Annotated in this window: 16 protein-coding genes; 5 read left to right on the forward strand and 11 right to left on the reverse strand. The window is 71.3% G+C overall.

The window, feature by feature from the left end; translation table 11 throughout:
• The first annotated feature begins 31 nt into the window (after window positions 1–31).
• Both R0232_RS14140 and R0232_RS14145 read left to right on the forward strand, forming a co-directional pair.
• A complete protein-coding gene (locus R0232_RS14140; protein WP_431512494.1) occupies window positions 32–859 on the forward strand; it encodes a crotonase/enoyl-CoA hydratase family protein in 828 nt (275 codons plus the stop codon).
• Window positions 860–1,247: 388 nt separating this feature from the next.
• Window positions 1,248–1,562 carry a hypothetical protein gene (locus R0232_RS14145; RefSeq protein WP_093342549.1) on the forward strand — a complete coding sequence of 105 codons (315 nt, stop codon included), beginning with the start codon at window positions 1,248–1,250 and terminating at the stop codon, window positions 1,560–1,562.
• Between the two features lie 22 nt (window positions 1,563–1,584).
• Here the strand turns inward: R0232_RS14145 and R0232_RS14150 are convergent, their stop codons facing one another.
• A complete protein-coding gene (locus R0232_RS14150; protein ID WP_431512495.1) occupies window positions 1,585–2,736 on the reverse strand; it encodes a DSD1 family PLP-dependent enzyme in 1,152 nt (383 codons plus the stop codon).
• Window positions 2,737–2,871: 135 nt separating this feature from the next.
• Here R0232_RS14150 and R0232_RS14155 point away from each other — a divergent pair, with 135 nt between their 5' ends.
• The gene (locus R0232_RS14155) at window positions 2,872–3,735 is read left to right on the forward strand and encodes a LysR family transcriptional regulator (protein ID WP_431512496.1); all 864 of its coding nucleotides are present in this window, start codon (window positions 2,872–2,874) and stop codon (window positions 3,733–3,735) included.
• A gap of 102 nt (window positions 3,736–3,837) precedes the next feature.
• Here R0232_RS14155 and R0232_RS14160 read toward each other — a convergent pair whose 3' ends face one another.
• Together R0232_RS14160 and R0232_RS14165 are read right to left on the reverse strand one after the other, a co-directional pair.
• The gene (locus R0232_RS14160; protein ID WP_431512497.1) at window positions 3,838–4,404 is read right to left on the reverse strand and encodes a DUF4865 family protein; all 567 of its coding nucleotides are present in this window, start codon (window positions 4,402–4,404) and stop codon (window positions 3,838–3,840) included.
• Window positions 4,405–4,539: 135 nt separating this feature from the next.
• On the reverse strand, window positions 4,540–5,244 hold the full coding sequence (locus R0232_RS14165; protein ID WP_413763776.1) for a GntR family transcriptional regulator: 705 nt from the start codon (window positions 5,242–5,244) through the stop codon (window positions 4,540–4,542).
• 133 nt (window positions 5,245–5,377) lie between these two features.
• Here R0232_RS14165 and R0232_RS14170 point away from each other — a divergent pair, with 133 nt between their 5' ends.
• A complete protein-coding gene (locus tag R0232_RS14170; protein ID WP_431512498.1) occupies window positions 5,378–6,388 on the forward strand; it encodes a VOC family protein in 1,011 nt (336 codons plus the stop codon).
• Window positions 6,389–6,434: 46 nt separating this feature from the next.
• Window positions 6,435–7,289 (forward strand): fumarylacetoacetate hydrolase family protein, encoded by an 855-nt coding sequence (locus tag R0232_RS14175; protein ID WP_296794321.1) that lies wholly within the window; start codon window positions 6,435–6,437, stop codon window positions 7,287–7,289.
• Between the two features lie 17 nt (window positions 7,290–7,306).
• Here R0232_RS14175 and R0232_RS14180 read toward each other — a convergent pair whose 3' ends face one another.
• From R0232_RS14180 to R0232_RS14215, 8 genes are all read right to left on the reverse strand, one after another.
• Window positions 7,307–8,032, reverse strand: a complete 726-nt coding sequence (locus R0232_RS14180) for an ABC transporter ATP-binding protein (RefSeq protein WP_256222476.1) — start codon at window positions 8,030–8,032, stop codon at window positions 7,307–7,309.
• A complete protein-coding gene (locus tag R0232_RS14185) occupies window positions 8,029–8,796 on the reverse strand; it encodes an ABC transporter ATP-binding protein (protein WP_431512499.1) in 768 nt (255 codons plus the stop codon). Before R0232_RS14185 ends, R0232_RS14180 begins: the two co-directional genes overlap by 4 nt.
• Complete coding sequence (locus tag R0232_RS14190; RefSeq protein ID WP_093342540.1) at window positions 8,793–9,809, reverse strand: branched-chain amino acid ABC transporter permease; 1,017 nt, start codon at window positions 9,807–9,809, stop codon at window positions 8,793–8,795. The genes R0232_RS14185 and R0232_RS14190 overlap by 4 nt, the downstream gene beginning before the upstream one ends.
• A 34-nt stretch (window positions 9,810–9,843) precedes the next feature.
• Window positions 9,844–10,716, reverse strand: a complete 873-nt coding sequence (locus R0232_RS14195; protein ID WP_057594262.1) for a branched-chain amino acid ABC transporter permease — start codon at window positions 10,714–10,716, stop codon at window positions 9,844–9,846.
• Window positions 10,717–10,726: 10 nt separating this feature from the next.
• Window positions 10,727–11,971 (reverse strand): ABC transporter substrate-binding protein, encoded by a 1,245-nt coding sequence (locus R0232_RS14200; RefSeq protein ID WP_431512500.1) that lies wholly within the window; start codon window positions 11,969–11,971, stop codon window positions 10,727–10,729.
• A gap of 74 nt (window positions 11,972–12,045) precedes the next feature.
• Window positions 12,046–14,433 (reverse strand): xanthine dehydrogenase family protein molybdopterin-binding subunit, encoded by a 2,388-nt coding sequence (locus R0232_RS14205; protein ID WP_431512501.1) that lies wholly within the window; start codon window positions 14,431–14,433, stop codon window positions 12,046–12,048.
• Entirely contained in the window at window positions 14,430–14,963 is a 534-nt protein-coding gene (locus tag R0232_RS14210) for a (2Fe-2S)-binding protein (protein WP_431512502.1), read from the reverse strand. The genes R0232_RS14205 and R0232_RS14210 overlap by 4 nt, the downstream gene beginning before the upstream one ends.
• Window positions 14,963–15,832 carry an FAD binding domain-containing protein gene (locus tag R0232_RS14215; protein ID WP_431512503.1) on the reverse strand — a complete coding sequence of 290 codons (870 nt, stop codon included), beginning with the start codon at window positions 15,830–15,832 and terminating at the stop codon, window positions 14,963–14,965. The genes R0232_RS14210 and R0232_RS14215 overlap by 1 nt, the downstream gene beginning before the upstream one ends.

Raw genomic sequence — 15,832 nt, forward strand, 5'->3', positions numbered from 1 at the left:
ACTTTGCCCACGACCCCAGGAGACACACCGCATGACCGAACGCATCGAAACGATCCGCCACCCCGACGGCGTGGTGGAACTGCAGCTGGACCGCGCCGACAAGATGAACGCGCTCGACCCCGCGATGTTCGATGCGCTGATCGCCGCCGGCGAAGCGCTGCGCGCCGACGCCACGGTGCGCGCGGTGGTGATCGCCGGGCGCGGCAAGGCCTTCTGCGCGGGGCTGGACATGGCCTCGTTCCAGCGCATGGAGCAGGGCGCGGCCGGCGAGGTGCTGGGCCAGTCGGCCGGCGGCGCCGGGCTGGTGGCACGCACGCACGGCCTCGCGAATGCCGCGCAGCAGGTCGCGATGGTGTGGCGCGAGGTGCCGGTGCCGGTGATCGCCGCGGTGCACGGCGTGGCCTTCGGCGGCGGCCTGCAGGTGGCGCTGGGCGCGGACATCCGCATCGTCGCGCCCGACACCAGGCTGTCGGTGATGGAGATCAAGTGGGGCCTGGTGCCCGACATGGGCGGCATGGTGCTGATGCGCGAACTGGCGCGCAGCGACGTGGTGCGCGAGCTCACCTACACCGGCCGCGTGTTCTCGGGCGAGGAGGCGCTGCAGCTCGGTTTCGCCACGCGCCTCGCGGCCGATCCGCTGGCCGAGGCGCTCGCGATGGCGCACGAGATCGCCGGCAAGAGCCCCGATGCGATCCGCGCCGGCAAGCGGCTGCTCAATGCCTCGCTGGCGCACAGCGCGGCCGAGCTCTTGATCGCCGAGTCGGTGGAGCAGCAGGCGCTGATCGGCAGCCCGAACCAGGTCGAGGCGGTGCGCGCCAACATCGAGCGGCGCGCGCCGCGTTTCACCGCGCCCGACTGAGCGGCGCCGGGCTCAGGCGCCGACAGCGCACGTCCGCCTCGCGCGGCGCCGTCGAGCCCTTCCGTACGCATCGTCATTGCAGGTACATGCCGAGGCCGGCCCATGGCGGCGCGGCCGCGCCGGCTCGTCGTCGCGCGGGATGACAACGCCATGAACGTGCATGCGTCACATCTTTACGAATGAATTAAGTAACAAATGGACGCCTTTGCGACACAAAGATTTACGAACATGTAAAATGTAAGTATTCGTTTTGAATGCGACGGCACTGTTTGGGACGGTTTGTGTGCAGAAGGTCACGGCCGGGTGTCGTGAGCTCTGCCGCCATGGGAAATCCTTCGCATCACACTCATCAACAATTAAAAGCTTTGCCACGCGGCAGCGATCCTGCATGTCGACGACCACGTTTTTCTGCAACCTCAACGTCCCCATCCTGGTGGGCGAGGATCGCTACAAGTACGTCCCGATCGTGGGTGTGTTCCGCACCATCGCGATGGACGACGTCGATGCCTGGGTGATGCATGCCGACGGCCGTCCGCGCAGCGATCGCGAGCTCGCGGCCGAGGTGCTGGTCGAGATCCGCAAGCCGCTGGGCGCCACCGGGCGCACCGCGCCGCATGCCTTCGACGTGGCCGACATCCTGCAGCTCGACCGCGCGGCCGCGATCGTGGTGTCGACCTACCTGGCCGCCTTGCCGCGCGTCTGAGCGGCCTTCTTCCTCTTCTTCTTCAGCGCTTCCCGCGCGCATCCACCGGCCAGATGGCGACCAGCGTGTCGTCCTCGACCACGTGGTAGACGTCGTGCAGGTTCACGGTCGGGTCGCAGTGCGGCGTCACGAACTCGACACGCGCGCCCAGCGCCGGGCGCTCGTCGGCCGGCACCAGCAGCTTGCCGTGCTCGTCGCCGAAGAAGGCATAGCGGCTGCCCGCGCCGGCGCCGCGCGCCACCAGCGGCACGCCGCTGTCGGTGGCGAAGCACTTGCTGCCGCCGTCCACCGTCACCCAGTCGGCCGCCTGCGTGCTGACCACGGCGGTCTGCACGAACAGCGAGACCTCGAACTCCTGGCCGGGCGCATTGCCGGCCAGCACCTGCGCGTACTCGGCATCCATGAACACGTACGAGCCGGCCTGCAGCTCGGTGAAACCGTCGCCCTGCGCATCGAGGTCGTGGGTGCCGGTGCCGGCGCCGGTCACGATCTCGAAGCGGATGCCCTGGCGCTCCGCCGCAGCCACGATCTGTGCCACCGTTCTGCGCAGGCCCGCGGCCGAGGCGCTGCGATGTTCGCGCTCCACGATGTGCTGCAGGTTGCCCGCATAGGCCTGCAGTCCGCGCAGCCGCAGCCGCGGCTCGGCCGCGATCGCCGCGGCCAGCGCCAGCACCTGGGCCTCGGTGGCGGCGCCGGTGCGGTTGTAGCCCGCGCCGTAGTCGACCAGCACGTCGAGCGGATGGGGCAGGGCGGCGGCCGCGCGCGCGAGCTCGGCGGCATTGCGCGGATCGTCGATCACCACCATCAGTCCGCCGGGGCCGGCCTGGCGCGCGAGCTTGAGCACGCGCGCGATCTTGCTCGGCGTGACCGCGGGCGAGGTCAGCAGCACGCCCGGGATGCCGCCCGCGACCATCACCTCGGCCTCGCCCACCGTCACGCAGCTCACGCCGATGGCGCCGGCCGCGACCTGCATGCGCGCGATCGCCACCGACTTGTGCGTCTTCACGTGCGGCCGCAGGCCCACGCCGCGCGAGCGCGCGAAGGCGGCCATGCGCTCGATGTTGCGCGTCATCGCGCTCAGCTCGATCAGAAGCGCCGGCGTGTCGAGCTGCTGGCGGCCGCCGGGCACGCCGATCAGCGGCGCATTGACGGGGGAGTGGGTTTCGAGGGACACGGGATGTCTCTTTCTGTGGAGGGTCGATGTGCCGCGCCGGAACACGCGGGCGAATGCCTTGTGAAATGATCGCATCGAAATGAGCGCGCCTTCCATCGTCCCCACCGATCCCCCAGCCTTCGACGGGCGCGCGCCATGAAGGCGCTCGACATCGAGGCCGTGCAGGCCTTCGTGCTGGTGGCCGACCTGCGCAGCTTCACGCGCGCGGCCGAGGCGCTCGACGGCACCCAGTCGGCCGTGAGCCTGCGCATCAAGCGGCTCGAGGACGGGCTGGGCCGCCGGCTGCTCGAGCGCACGCCGCGCCGCGTGCGGCTGTCGGCCGAGGGCGATGCCTTCCTGCCCTTCGCGCGCAACCTGCTGGCCGCGCACAGCGGCGCGCTCGATGCCTTCGCGGCGCCGCGCCGCAGGCTGGTGGTGGGCCTGAGCCACCACATCGTCGGCGCCGAGCTGCCGCTGCTGCTGCGCCGCGTGAAGCAGGCCGAGCCCGGCGTGGTGATGGAGGTGCGCATCTCCACCTCGCGCGAACTGCTCGAGGCCTTCGACCGCGGCACGCTCGATGCCGTGCTGGTGCTGCGCCACGACAGCCGCCGGCTCGACGGCGAGGTGCTGTTCGAGGAGCCCTTCGGCTGGATGGCCGCGCCCGACTTCATCCACCGCTCGGGCGAGCCGCTGCCGCTGGCGACGCAGGCCGAGCCCTGCAGCGTGCGGCAGATGGCCGTCACGGCGCTGGCGCAGGGCGGCGTGCCGTGGTCCGAGGTGTTCGTGGGCGGCGGCATCCTCACGGTGGGCGCGGCCGTCTCGGCCGGACTCGCGGTGGCCGCGCTCGGGCGCCGCGTGGCGCCGGCCGGCACGATCGAGGTCGGCCCGGTGCTGGGCCTGCCGCCGCTGCCCGCGCGCGACGTGGTGCTGCATGCGGGCGTCTCCGATGCGCCGGCGCGGTGCGCCCTGAAGTCGCTGTCGGACGCGATGCGCGCGACGGCCGGCAGGCTCACGCGCTGAGCGCGCGCAGGGCGATGGCCGCCACGGCGGTGGCCATCGCCAGCACGGCGGCGCTCGAGAGCACGGCCAGCAGATGGCCCGCGAGCAGGTCGAAGGCGGTGCTCATGGCAGCGTCTCCAGGCCCGGCTGCGCGAGGTGCAGCACTTCGTAGATCGCGTCGCCATCGCCTGCATCGGGCGCATCGGGCGCATCCGTCAGCAGCGTGAAGCGCACGATCCGCCAGGCGGCCAGGTCGAGCGCGCTCCAGGTCGCGACCACGCCCGCCTCTGGCTCGCGGGCCTGCGCGGCGAACACCGCCGCGCGGTCGGCATCGGCATCGAGCGCGCGCTCGCTGCGCCGCAGCCAGGTCGCGCGTTCTGTGCGAGCCGCGCCGGCGCGCGCATCGAGCGGCAGCCAGCTCTCCACGCGCGGCCGGCCGAAGCTGTCGATCACGTTCTGAAAGCGCTCGCCCATCAGGAACGAAGCCGCGGCCGCGGGCTCGCGCCACAGGTAGACCGAGGCGTAGAGGTGGCCGACCGCACGGTGCCGGCCGCGTTCCTGCGCGACGAAGGCCTTGAACACCAGGCCCTCGGTGTGGTCCCACAGCGGGCCGCGCTGCGCCGCGCGGCGGCGAATGGCTTCCATGTCGTGCCTGGCCGGCAGCCGGTGCGAGTACTGCATCGCGAACATCGTGTCGCTCCTTGCATGCTTTGTTGAAGATGCAGCGAGCTTGCGATGCCGGGCGGGCCGGTTGAAGGGGCCGCGCGATATAGCTGTGATGTGGCGGCGTAATCGTCGCGTCGTTGCCGCGTCGTTGCCGCGCAGCTATGCGCGGCGCTTCGCGGCCTTCGGCGCCTGCGCGCGCAGGCCCTCGACCAGCAGGCGCCCCGTGGTCTGCAGATGCTCCGTGATCAGCGCCTGCGCGGCCTGCACGTCCTTGCCGAGCACCGCGTCGACCAGCGCCTGGTGCTCGCCGCGCACGTCGCGCCGGTCGCCGCCCAGCGGCGCCGACAGCTGCCGGTAGCGCTCGCTCTGCTGGTAGAGCATCAGGTGCATGCGCAACAGCCAGCCGTTGGGGCAGCCGCTCACCAGCGCATGGTGGAACTCGGCATGGGCGGCGGTCCAGTCCTCGCTCAGCAGGGTCTGCGGCAGCTCGTGCTGCAGTTCGGCCAGCCGCGACAGCCGGTGGTGGGCCGACACCACGCGGCCTTCCCATTCGAGGCCGCCATGGCGGATCGCCTCGGCCAGGCAGAGCTTCTCGATCTCGATGCGCGCCTGCACCAGGTCCTCGAGCTCGGGCTCGGAGATCGGGCTGACCCGGAAGCCGCGCGCGGGCTCCGACACCACCAGCGATTCGGCCTCGAGCATCGCCAGCCCCTCGCGCACCGCGCCCGCGCTCACGTCGAGCTCCTCGGCCAGCGCGGCGATGTTGAGCTTGGCGTCGGGCAGCAGGCGGCCGCCGACGATCGCGGCGCGCAGGTGGGTGAACACCAGCCGCGTCTGGCTCATGCCCTTGGTCTTCTCGTTCATCGCGTCCTTTCGCGCCGTGGCGTTGCTTCGGCTCAGATCATACTTGGCAGGCTTTTAAATCTATGATTCAATAAATAATATATTTTTCGAACAAGAAACCACGGATCCCCCCGTCCACCGGAGACAAGCCGCCATGACCGCTTCCTCGCTTCGCACCGTCAAGAACCCGCCGCGCGCCGCGCTGCAGGCCGTGCATTCGCTCGACCGCTTCGTGTTCACCGTGCCCGACCTCGCCGAGGCCGAGCGCTTCTATGCCGCCTTCGGCCTTGATCCGCGCCGCGATGGCGGCCGGCTCGACCTCCACACCGTCGGCCATCCGCAGGCCTGGGGTTCGCTCCACGAAGCGCCGGGCCAGCCCAAGAAGCTGCAGTACCTGCGCTTCGGCTGCTTCGCGGAGGACTTCGACGCCATCGCCGCGCGCGCGCAGCAGCTGGGCCTGCCGCGCTGCGCGGCCCATCCGCTGAGCGCGGGGCAGGGCGGCGAGGCCGGTCTCTGGCTGTTGCATCCCGACGGCTTCCCGGTGCAGGTCGTGGTGGCGGCCAAGAGCTCGCCCGAGGCCGCGGGCGAGCGGGTGCTCGCGCCGCGTCCGCCGCCGGGCGTCGGCGCGTCGCTCAACCGCGCGCGCATCCCGAAGGTGCACCCGCGCCGGCTCTCGCACGTGCTGCTGTTCAGCGCGAAGGTGCCCGAGGCGGTGCGTTTCTTCGAGGAGGCGCTGGGCCTGCGCGTCTCCGACCGCTCGGGCGACCTGATCGTGTTCATGCACGGCGTGCACGGCAGCGACCACCACCTGGTCGCGATGGCCAAGTCGGGCGGGCCCGGGCTGCACCACCTGAGCTGGGACGTGGCCGACATCGACGAGGTCGGCCGCGGCATGGAGCAGATGCTGGCCGCCGGCCATGTGCGCGGCTGGGGCGTGGGGCGCCACGTGCTGGGCTCGAACTACTTCCACTACGTGCGCGATCCCTGGGGCAGCTATTCGGAATATTCGTACGACATCGACTTCGTGCCCGGCGACTTCGACTGGCCCGCCGCCGACCATCCGCCCGAAGACTCCTTCTATGCCTGGGGCCCGCGCGTGCCCGAGGACTTCGTCACCAACTTCGAGATCGAGCCCGTGCCGCCGGCCGCCGATCCCGCCGCCTGATCGTTTCGCGTTTCTCTTCCTCTTTCACCCACCACAAGGAACTCCCATGCGCCTCCTGGCCTTTCAAAGCAGCGGCAAGCCCGCCCTCGGTCTTCGTCTTGGCGACGAAGTCGTGAACCTCAGCGCCGAAGGCCTGCCCGCCACGCTCGACGAGCTGCTGCGCGCCGGCCCCGAGGGCCTGGCCGCCGCGCGCCGCGCCGGCGAGAGCGCGCGCAGCCGGCTGCCGCTGGCCGGCCTCGACTGGCTGCCGCCCGTGCAGTCGCCCGCCAAGGCGATCGCGGTCGGCCTCAACTACATCGACCATGCGGCCGAGAGCAAGTTCGACCCGCCGACCTACCCCGTGCTGTTCCACCGCTTCGCCTCTTCGTGGGTGGGCCACGGCAAGGCGCTCGAGCGCCCGCACGTCTCGACCCAGTTCGACTACGAGGGCGAGCTGGTCATCGTGATCGGCAAGGCCGGCCGCTACATCGGCAAGGACCAGGCGCTCGACCACGTGGCCGGCTACTCGGTGTTCAACGACGGCTCGATCCGCGACTACCAGTTCAAGTCGGCGCAATGGATGATGGGCAAGAACTTCGACCGCTCGGGCTCGTTCGGCCCCGAGTTCGTGACCGCCGACGAGCTGCCCGCGGGCGCCGCCGGCCTCAAGCTGCAGACCCGGCTCAACGGCCAGGTGCTGCAGGACGCCAACACGCGCGACATGATCTTCGACGTGGCGACGCTGGTGTCGGTGTGCTCCGAGCCCTTCGCGCTGCAGCCCGGCGACATCATCATCGCGGGCACGCCCTCGGGCGTGGGCCTGGCGCGCAAGCCGCAGGTCTTCATGAAGGCCGGCGACGTCTGCGAGGTCGAGATCGAGGGCGTGGGCCTGCTGTCGAACCCGGTGGTCGACGGCGCCTGAGCCGAGGTCCGGGCGCGCTACACCGAGCAGTAGCGCTCCTGGATCTCGCGGTCGGCCAGCAGCTCGGCCGCGCCCGCGTGGTGCGCGATGCAGCCCTGGTCGACGATGTAGGCGCGGTCCGCGATCGACAGCGCCAGTTCGACGTTCTGCTCCACCAGCAGCAGCGTCTTGCCGGCGCGCTTCCAGGCCGCGAACAGCGCGAACATCTCGTCCACCAGCACCGGCATGATCCCCTCGCTGGGCTCGTCGAGCATCACCAGCTTGGGGTGCGCCACCATCGCGCGCGCGATCGCCAGCATCTGCTGCTCGCCGCCCGACATCGTGACCGCCACCTGCGCGAGCCGCTCCTTGAGGCGCGGGAAGGTCTGCGCCACCTCGTCGATCAGTTCCTGCTCGCGCGCGCGCCGGCCCGAGGCCAGGATGCCCAGGCGCAGGTTCTCGAGCACCGTGAGCCCGGGCACGATGCGGCGCTCCTCGAACACGTAGGCCAGCCCCTGGTGGAAGCGCCGGTGCGGCGGCAGGCCCAGCAGCGACACGCCGTCGAACAGCACGCTGCCGCGCGTGCGGCCCATCAGGCCCATGATGCTGCGCATGATCGTGGTCTTGCCCGCGCCGTTGCGCCCGATCAGGCAGACGATCTCGCCCGCGTGCACCTCGAGGTCGATGCCTTGCAGGATGTGGCTGCGGCCGTACCAGGCCTCGAGCTTCTGCACCGCGAGCAGCGGCGGTTGCGTTGGGGTCATCGGTGTTGCCCTCCATGGCCGAGGTAGACGCGCTGCACGTCCTCGTTGGCGCGGATCTCCGCGGGGCTGCCCTGGGCCAGCAGGCGGCCCTGGTGCAGCACCACGATGCGGTCGCTCACGCCCATGATCAGTTTCATCTTGTGCTCCACCAGCGCCACCGTGCGCTCGGCCACCAGCGCGAGGATCAGGTCCATCACCGAGCGCGTCTCCTCGGGGCTCATGCCGGCCGTGGGCTCGTCGAGCAGCAGCAGCTTCGGGTCGCTCGCCAGCGCCACCGCGATCTCGAGCGCGCGCTGCTCGCCGTGCGAGAGCCGCTCGGCGCGAAAGCCGCGCTTGTCCTGCAGCTGCACCCGCTCGAGCAGCCGCTCGGCCTTCTCGATCCAGTCGCGGCGCGCGGCGCGCGGGCGCCAGCAGTCGAAGCCGCTGTCGAGCGCCTGCACCGCCACGCGCACGTTCTCCAGCACCGTGAGCTCGGGGAACAGGTTGGTCACCTGGAACGACTTGGCGATCCCCAGGTGCGCGAAGCGGTGCTGGGCCAGCCCGGTGATGTCGCGGCCGTCGAAGCGGATCTCGCCCGCGCTCGGCGCGAAGGCGCCCGAGACCATGTTGAAGAAGGTCGACTTGCCCGCGCCGTTGGGACCGATGATCGCGGTGAGCTGCCCGCGCGGGAAGCTCACGCCGATGTCCTCGTTGGCGGTGAACTGGCCGAAGCGCTTGGTGAGGCCGCGCGTCTCGAGGATGGCGTCCCGATGCGTGGTCGTCATCGTTCCATCCTCGCGAGCAGCGTGCCCCAGATGCCCTTCGGGAAGAACAGCACCAGCGCGATGAAGATCACCCCGACGATCAGCTGCCAGCGCTCGGTCACGGCCGTCAGCGCATGCTCCATCGCGAGGAACACGCCGGCGCCCACGAAGGGCCCGAAGAAGGTGCCCATGCCGCCGAGCAGCGTGACCATCATCACCTGGCCCGAGGTGTGGTACGACAGGGTGTCGATGCCCACGGTGGCGAGGTTGATCGCCGTCAGCGCGCCGGCCAGCCCGCAGAACAGGCCCGAGATCACGAAGGACAGCAGCTTGGCGCGCTCCACGTCGAAGCCCGAGGCGCGGGCGCGCTGCTCGTTCTCGCGCACCGCCTCGAGCACTGCGCCGAACGGCGACTGCAGGATGCGCGACAGCAGCCACACGGCCAGCGCCACGAAGCAGAGCATGAAGTAGTAGCGGTTCAGCGGCTGCAGCAGGTCGACCTGCCAGCCGCCGAGGCGCAGCGTGGGCACGTTCACGCCGCGCAGGCCGTTGTCGCCGCCGGTCAGCGAGGTCGCGTGGAAGGCCGCGAAGTACACGCACTGCGCGAGCGACAGCGTGACCATCGCGAAGTAGATGCCGCGCGTGCGGATCGCGAGCGCGCCGATGGCCAGCGCCACCAGCCCGCCGAGCGCGATGCCCGCCGCCACGGCCAGCGGCCAGGGCAGGCCGTGGCTGGCGATCAGGATGCCGCAGGCGTAGGCACCGCTGCCGTAGAAGGCCGCGTGGCCGAACGACAGCTTGCCGGTGTAGCCGAAGGTCAGGTTGTAGCCCGCGGCGAACAGGCCGAACAGCAGGATGTTGATCGCCATCGCGTGGAACGGAACGACCAGCGGGAACAGCGCGAGCACCGCGATGCTCAGCGGCACGCGGTGGCGCGTGGCCGCCTCGCGCAGCCGTCGCGCGCCCGGGGCCGCGGCGGCTTCGGCGCGCGGCGCGCGCAGCGGGGGCGGGGAGGAGGAAGTGGTGGTGGACATGGTCTGGAAAGCGTTGGAAGCGAAGGGCGCGCCTTCAGTCGCGCGCGCCGAACAGCCCGTTGGGCCGCAGGATCAGCACCGCGGCCATCAGCGCGAAGATGGCGAGTTCGGCGAGTTCGGGCTGGAACAGCGTGGTCATCGCCACCACCACGCCCACCAGCAGGCCGGCCACGATGGCGCCGACCAGCGAACCCATGCCGCCGATCACGGTGACCACGAAGGCCTCGATCAGCACCGAGCCGCCCATCTCGGGATTCACCCCGCGCAGCGGCGCCGCCAGCAGCCCGGCCAGGCCCGCGAGCGCGGTGCCGAGGCCGAAGATCAGGAGCCACACGCGGCCCACGTCGATGCCCAGCACCTTGAGCACCAGTGGGTCGCGCGCACCGGCGCGGATCACCAGGCCCAGGCGCGTCTTCTCGATGAACAGCCACAGCGCCAGCAGCAGTGCCGCGCACAGGCCGAGCAGGAACAGCCGGTAGAGCGGGAACACGCCGAAGCCCAGGTCGACCGCGCCGCGCAGCGCCTCGGGCGTGGCGAAGGCCTCGCCCTGCACGCCCCAGACCATGCGCACGCCGTCGACCAGCACGTAGGCCAGGCCGAAGGTCAGCAGCAGCGGGTAGTCCACGCCGCGGCCGTACAGCGGCCGGATCAGCCAGCGTTCGGCCACCAGCCCCAGCAGGCCGACCGCGAGCGGCACCAGCAGCAGGCACCACCAGAAGCTGCCGGTGAGGCCGTAGGCGTAGACCGCCACGTAGGCGCCCAGCATGTAGAAGGCGCCGTGCGCGAAGTTGACCACGCCCAGCAGCCCGAAGATGAGCGACAGGCCGACGGCCACCAGCACGTAGATGGCACCGAGCGCCAGGCCCACGAAGAGCTGCTGGAGCAGCAGGGAGACGGAGAGTTCCACGGCGAGGCTCTCAGGCGTGGCCCAGCTCGGCGCAGCTGCGCATGCGCGCCTCGTCGGGTGCCTCGGTGGCGACGATGCGGAAGATGTCGTCCTTGCCCTTGGCCTGCGCGGCGGGCTTCGATTCCACGATCAGCACCGACTGCACCGACTGGTGGTCGCAGGCGCGGTAGTAGGTCGGCCCCTTGTAGGCGTCGCTCCTGAGGGCCTGCAGCGCCTCGGCCACGCGGTCGCTGTCGGTGCTTCCGGCCTGCTTCGCCGCGGCCAGCAGGTTGCGCACGCCCGCATAGCCCAGGCCCGCGTAGTCGGTCGGCGCGGTGCCGCCGTTGGCCGCGCGAAACGCCGTGTTGAAGGCGCGCGCCGAGGGCGTGCTCTCCTCCATGCCCCAGTAGTAGCCGGTGCCGCCGATGATGTCGGCATACACCTCGTGGCCGTCGACCATGCGGCCCGAGTGCATCAGGAGCGGCGCGATGATCTTCGACTTCTGCTTGACGCCGAAGTCGCCGGCCTGGCGGAAGGCGATCGACTGGTCGCGGCCGAAGTTGCAGACCACCAGCACGTCGGGCTTGAGCGCGAGGATGCGCGGGAAGTAGCTCGAGAAATCGGTCTGGCCCAGCGGATGGCGGATGTCGGCCAGCACCTCGATGCCGAAGGCCTTGCCGGCCGCGAGGAAGCCGCGCGACATCTCGTGGCCGTAGGCGTAGTCGGCCGTGAGGAACACCACGCGCTTGCCCATCTTCGGGAAGGCGTAGCGCGCCACCGCGCCCGCGGTCATGTGCGGGTTCAGGCATTCGTGGAAGGTGTACTTGCTGAAGTCCTTGGCCTCGTTGATCGAGTCGGATTGGCTCACCGAGTTGTAGATGATCTTGCGCTGCCTGGTCGCGTTGTTGACCGACAGCTGCACCGCTGCCGACACCGAGCCCACGATGAAGTGCGCGCGGTCCTTCTCGATCAGCTCGACCGTGCGCGTGACGGCCTCCTGCGGGTTGAGCTTGTCGTCGCGCACCAGCAGCTCGGCGCGCCGGCCGCCGGCCGCGTTGAATTCCTTGACCGCGAGCTCGGCGCCTTGCTGCACCGCGCGCGCCTCGGCCGCGAAGGGCCCGGTCAGCGGGATCGGCAGGCCGACGCGGAACGGTTCGTTCTGCGCCAGCGCGCGCAGCGGCAGCGCGGCACCCGAGGCCAGCAGGGCGCCGCCGGCGGCCTGCAGCACGGTGCGCCGGCGCAGCGAGGGGGAGGGAAGGTCGAGGGGCGAGGTCATGGCGTGTCTCCTTGTCGTTCGGGTCAATGCAAGCGATGAAGGCGCGGGCCCGGGGGCGCCCGCGCGGCCGGAAATCAGATGCGCCCGAGGGCGCGCAGAACTTTCTCGGGGGTCACGGGCTGTTCCGACACGTGGGCGCCGAAGGGCCGCAGTGCGTCGTTGATCGCGTTGAGCACGGCGGCTGGCGCACCCGCCGTGCCGGCCTCGCCCGCGCCCTTGGCGCCGAGCTGCGAGGTGCGCGTGGGGGTCTCGATGTGGGCCACCTCGATGTCGGGCATCTCGAAGGCCATCGGCACCAGGTAGTCGGCCATGCTGCCGTTGCGCATCAGGCCGTGGTCGTCGTAGAGGCATTCCTCGTAGAGGGCGCCGCCGATGCCCTGCACCACGGCGCCGCGGATCTGCTCGTCGACCAGCATCGGGTTGAGCACGCGCCCGCAGTCCTCCACCACCCAGTGGCGCAGCAGCCGCACGAAGCCGGTATCGACGTCGACCTCGACATACGAGGCCTGCACGCCGTTGGTGAAGACGAAGGGATAGTCGCGCTGCGCATAGTGGCGCGTGACCACCAGCTCGGGCTGGAAGCCCGCGGGCAGCAGGTCGGGGCGGAAGTGCGCGAGCCGGCCGAGCTCGGCCAGGTCGGACAGCGTGTCGCCCGTGGCCAGGCAGCGCACCTCGCCGTGCGCGATCGTCAGGCCCTCGGCCGGCCGCTTCAGGTGCGCGGCCGCGAGCGCCAGGATGTGGCGGCGCAGGTCGCGGCTCGCGAGCAGCACGGCCTCGCCGCCGATGCCCGCGCCGCGCGAGGCCCAGGTGCCGCCGCCGTAGGGCGTGGCCGCGGTGTCGCCGGTCAGCACGCGCACCGAGGCCATCGGCAGGCCCAGCGTGTCGGCCACGATCTGCGCGAAGATGGTCTCGGTGCCCTGGCCCTGTTCGCCCACGCCGGTGGCGCAGTGCACCACGCCGGTGGGATCGAGCCGCACGGTCGCGCCGTCCTGCGCCGCGATGCGCGCGCCGCCCACGCCGTAGAAGGCCGGGCCGGGATTGGTCAGCTCGATCAGCGCCGCCAGGCCGATGCCGCGGTGCACGCCGCGCTCGCGCAGCGCGGCCTGCTCGCGGCGCAGCGCGCCGTAGTCCATCAGCGTCTCGATGCGGTCCAGGCAGGCCTGGTGCGACAGCCCCTCGAGCAGGATGCCCGAGGCACCCTGGCGCGGATAGCTGCCGTCCTCCATCACGTTGCGGCGGCGCAGTTCGAGCGGGTCGATGCCCAGCTTTGCGGCGGCGAGATCGACCAGCCCCTCCGTCACGGTGCAGGCGATCGGATGGCCGACGCCGCGGTACTGGCTGGTCTGCACCTTGTTGAGGAAGGCGACATCGAGCGTGGCCTTGTAGTGCGCATGCTTGTAGGGGCCGCCCGTGATGTTGATGACCTGGTTGCCCTCGATCGCGCTGGTGCGCGGGAACATCGAGAACGGGCCGATGCCCGTGAGGTCGTCGATCTGGAACGCCAGCATGCGGCCGTCGCGCGCCAGCGCGAGCCGTGCCTTCACGCGGTGCTCGCGCGCATGCACGTCGGTGACGAAGGACTCGAGCCGGTCGGCGACGAACTTGACGGGCCGCCCCAGCAGCACCGACAGCGCCACCGTCGCGAAGTCGTCGGCATAGGCATGCACCTTGATGCCGAAGGAACCGCCGACGTCGCGGCAGACCACGCGCACGTCGGCCTCCTGCAGGCCGAGCTGGCGCGCATAGAGGTCGGCCATCATGTGCGGCGCCTGGTGCGAGTGGTGCACCACGAGGCGCCGGCCGGTGGGCGTGAAGTCGGCCAGCACGGCGCGCGGCTCCAGCGTCACGCCGGTGTGGCGGCCGAAGCGGAACTCGTCCTCGACCACCACGTCGGCGCCCTCGAACACCGCCTCCACGCCGCCGGTGTCGATCTCGCGGTGGAAGCACAGGTTGCTGCCGAGCTCGGGATGGATCACCGGCGTGGCGGCATCGAGCGCGGTGTCCATGTGCACCGCGGCGGGCAGCGGCTCCCATTCGACCTGGACCGCGTCGAGCGCGTCCTCGGCCAGCGCCCGGGTGCGGCCGAGGATGGCGAGCACCGCCTCGCCCTGCCAGGTGGCGCGCTCGATCGCCAGCGCATGCTGCGGCGGCGAGCGCATGCCCGCCAGGTGCTTGAGCGTGCCGACCCAGGGCGCGCAGACCGCCGCGAGCTGGCGGCCGTCGACGATGGCCGCGATGCCCGGCATGCGGCGCGCCGCCTCGGCATCGATGCGCACGATGCGCGCATGCGCGTGCGGGCTGCGCAGGTAGACCACGTGCAGCATGCGCGGCAGCTCGAGGTCGTCGACGTAGTTCGCGCGGCCCTGGGTGAGCCGCTGCATGTTGGGCCGCTCGACCGACTGGCCGATGTAGCGCTGCGCCTCGATCTCGCGCACCGGTGCGGGGAGGGTGAGGTCGTTCATGCCGCGCTCCCCGCGGGGCCGGTACAGCCGCCGCAGCGCGCCTGCCGTTCCTGCCCGGCCAGCGCGATCGCGTCGACGATCGCGTGGTAGCCCGTGCAGCGGCAGTAGTTGCCCGAGATCTGTTCGCGGATCGTGTCGCGGCCCGGGCAGGGCGTGCGTTCGAGCAGCGCGTGCGCGGTCAGCAGCATGCCCGAGGTGCAGGCGCCGCACTGCGCGGCATTGCGCGCCGAGAAGCTGCGCTGCAGGTCGGCGAGCGTGCCGGCGTCGGACAGGCCCTCGATGGTCTCGATGCGCCGGCCGTCGGCCTGCACCGCGAGCACCAGGCAGCCGCGCGCGATCTCGCCGTCGATCAGCACCGTGCAGGCGCCGCACACGCCGTGCTCGCAGCCCACGCGCGTGCCCTTGAGGCCGAGCTCGTCGCGCAGCCAGTCGACCAGGTGCTGGCGCGGCTCCACGCGGCAGGCGTGCACCTCGCCGTTGACCTCGATGCGCACCGCGAGCTGGAGGTCGTGGGTGTCGGTGGTGTCCATCACTGGGCGGTCTCCGGTTGCAGCACGCGCTCGACCGCGCGCCGCAGCAGCACGCCGGCCAGGTGGCGCTTGGCCGCGGCGCTGCTGTGCAGGTCGGCATCGGGCTGCATGTCCTCGTCGAGGCTCAGCACGGCGGCCTCGAGCGTGCCTTCGTCGGCCTGGGTGCCGGCCAGCCGGGTCTCGGCGCCGAGCGCGCGCATCGGCGTGTTGCCCATGCCGAAGAAGGCGATGCGCAGGTCGGACAGCCGGCCCTCGTGCACGTCGGCGGCCAGCGCGATGCCCACGATGGCGTAGTCGCCGTGGCGCCGCGCCAACTCGGCGAAGGCGAAGCGGCGCGCCGGGCCCGGCAGCGGGAACTCGAGCGCCACCAGCACCTCGTGCGCGCGCAGGTCGGTCTGGTAGAGGTCGATGAAGAAGTCGCCGGCCATCACGCGGCGCTCGCGCTGGCCGTCGCTCACGATCAGCTCGGCATCGGCCGCGAGCGCGCAGGCCGGCCATTCGGCCGCGGGATCGGCGAAGGCGATCGAGCCGCCGAGCGTGCCGCGGTTGCGGATCGCCGCATGCGCCACGTGCGGCGCGGCCTGCGACAGCAGCGGCAGCCGCTGCGCGATCAGTTCCGAGCATTCGATGTCGACGTGTCGCACCAGCGCGCCGATGCGCAGGAAGTCGCCGCGCAGTTCGATGCCGCGCAGCTCGGGCAGGGCGGCGATGTCGATCAGCAGTTGCGGCTTCGACAGCCGCATGTTGAGCGTGGCCAGCAGGGTCTGGCCGCCGGCCAGCACGCGGGCCGCGTCGCCGTGCTCGCGCAGCAGGGCCGAGGTCTGGGCCAGGCTCTGCGCGCGCAGGTAGGAGAAGGCGGGGGCTTTCAT

It is taken from the genome of Variovorax sp. DAIF25, assembly GCF_050711835.1.
Lineage (GTDB): Bacteria > Pseudomonadota > Gammaproteobacteria > Burkholderiales > Burkholderiaceae_C > Variovorax.

Excerpts from the sequence above, each read along its gene's own strand:
- R0232_RS14180 (WP_256222476.1), bottom strand. The coding sequence starts at position 8,032 with ATGACCCCAACGCAACCGCCGCTGCTCGCGGTGCAGAAGCTCGAGGCC.
- R0232_RS14140 (WP_431512494.1), top strand. The coding sequence starts at position 32 with ATGACCGAACGCATCGAAACGATCCGCCACCCCGACGGCGTGGTGGAA.
- R0232_RS14190 (WP_093342540.1), bottom strand. The coding sequence starts at position 9,809 with ATGTCCACCACCACTTCCTCCTCCCCGCCCCCGCTGCGCGCGCCGCGC.
- R0232_RS14145 (WP_093342549.1), top strand. The coding sequence starts at position 1,248 with ATGTCGACGACCACGTTTTTCTGCAACCTCAACGTCCCCATCCTGGTG.
- R0232_RS14210 (WP_431512502.1), bottom strand. The coding sequence starts at position 14,963 with ATGGACACCACCGACACCCACGACCTCCAGCTCGCGGTGCGCATCGAG.
- R0232_RS14160 (WP_431512497.1), bottom strand. The coding sequence starts at position 4,404 with ATGTTCGCGATGCAGTACTCGCACCGGCTGCCGGCCAGGCACGACATG.
- R0232_RS14185 (WP_431512499.1), bottom strand. The coding sequence starts at position 8,796 with ATGACGACCACGCATCGGGACGCCATCCTCGAGACGCGCGGCCTCACC.
- R0232_RS14155 (WP_431512496.1), top strand. The coding sequence starts at position 2,872 with ATGAAGGCGCTCGACATCGAGGCCGTGCAGGCCTTCGTGCTGGTGGCC.
- R0232_RS14205 (WP_431512501.1), bottom strand. The coding sequence starts at position 14,433 with ATGAACGACCTCACCCTCCCCGCACCGGTGCGCGAGATCGAGGCGCAG.
- R0232_RS14215 (WP_431512503.1), bottom strand. The coding sequence starts at position 15,832 with ATGAAAGCCCCCGCCTTCTCCTACCTGCGCGCGCAGAGCCTGGCCCAG.
- R0232_RS14165 (WP_413763776.1), bottom strand. The coding sequence starts at position 5,244 with ATGAACGAGAAGACCAAGGGCATGAGCCAGACGCGGCTGGTGTTCACC.
- R0232_RS14200 (WP_431512500.1), bottom strand. The coding sequence starts at position 11,971 with ATGACCTCGCCCCTCGACCTTCCCTCCCCCTCGCTGCGCCGGCGCACC.
- R0232_RS14170 (WP_431512498.1), top strand. The coding sequence starts at position 5,378 with ATGACCGCTTCCTCGCTTCGCACCGTCAAGAACCCGCCGCGCGCCGCG.
- R0232_RS14175 (WP_296794321.1), top strand. The coding sequence starts at position 6,435 with ATGCGCCTCCTGGCCTTTCAAAGCAGCGGCAAGCCCGCCCTCGGTCTT.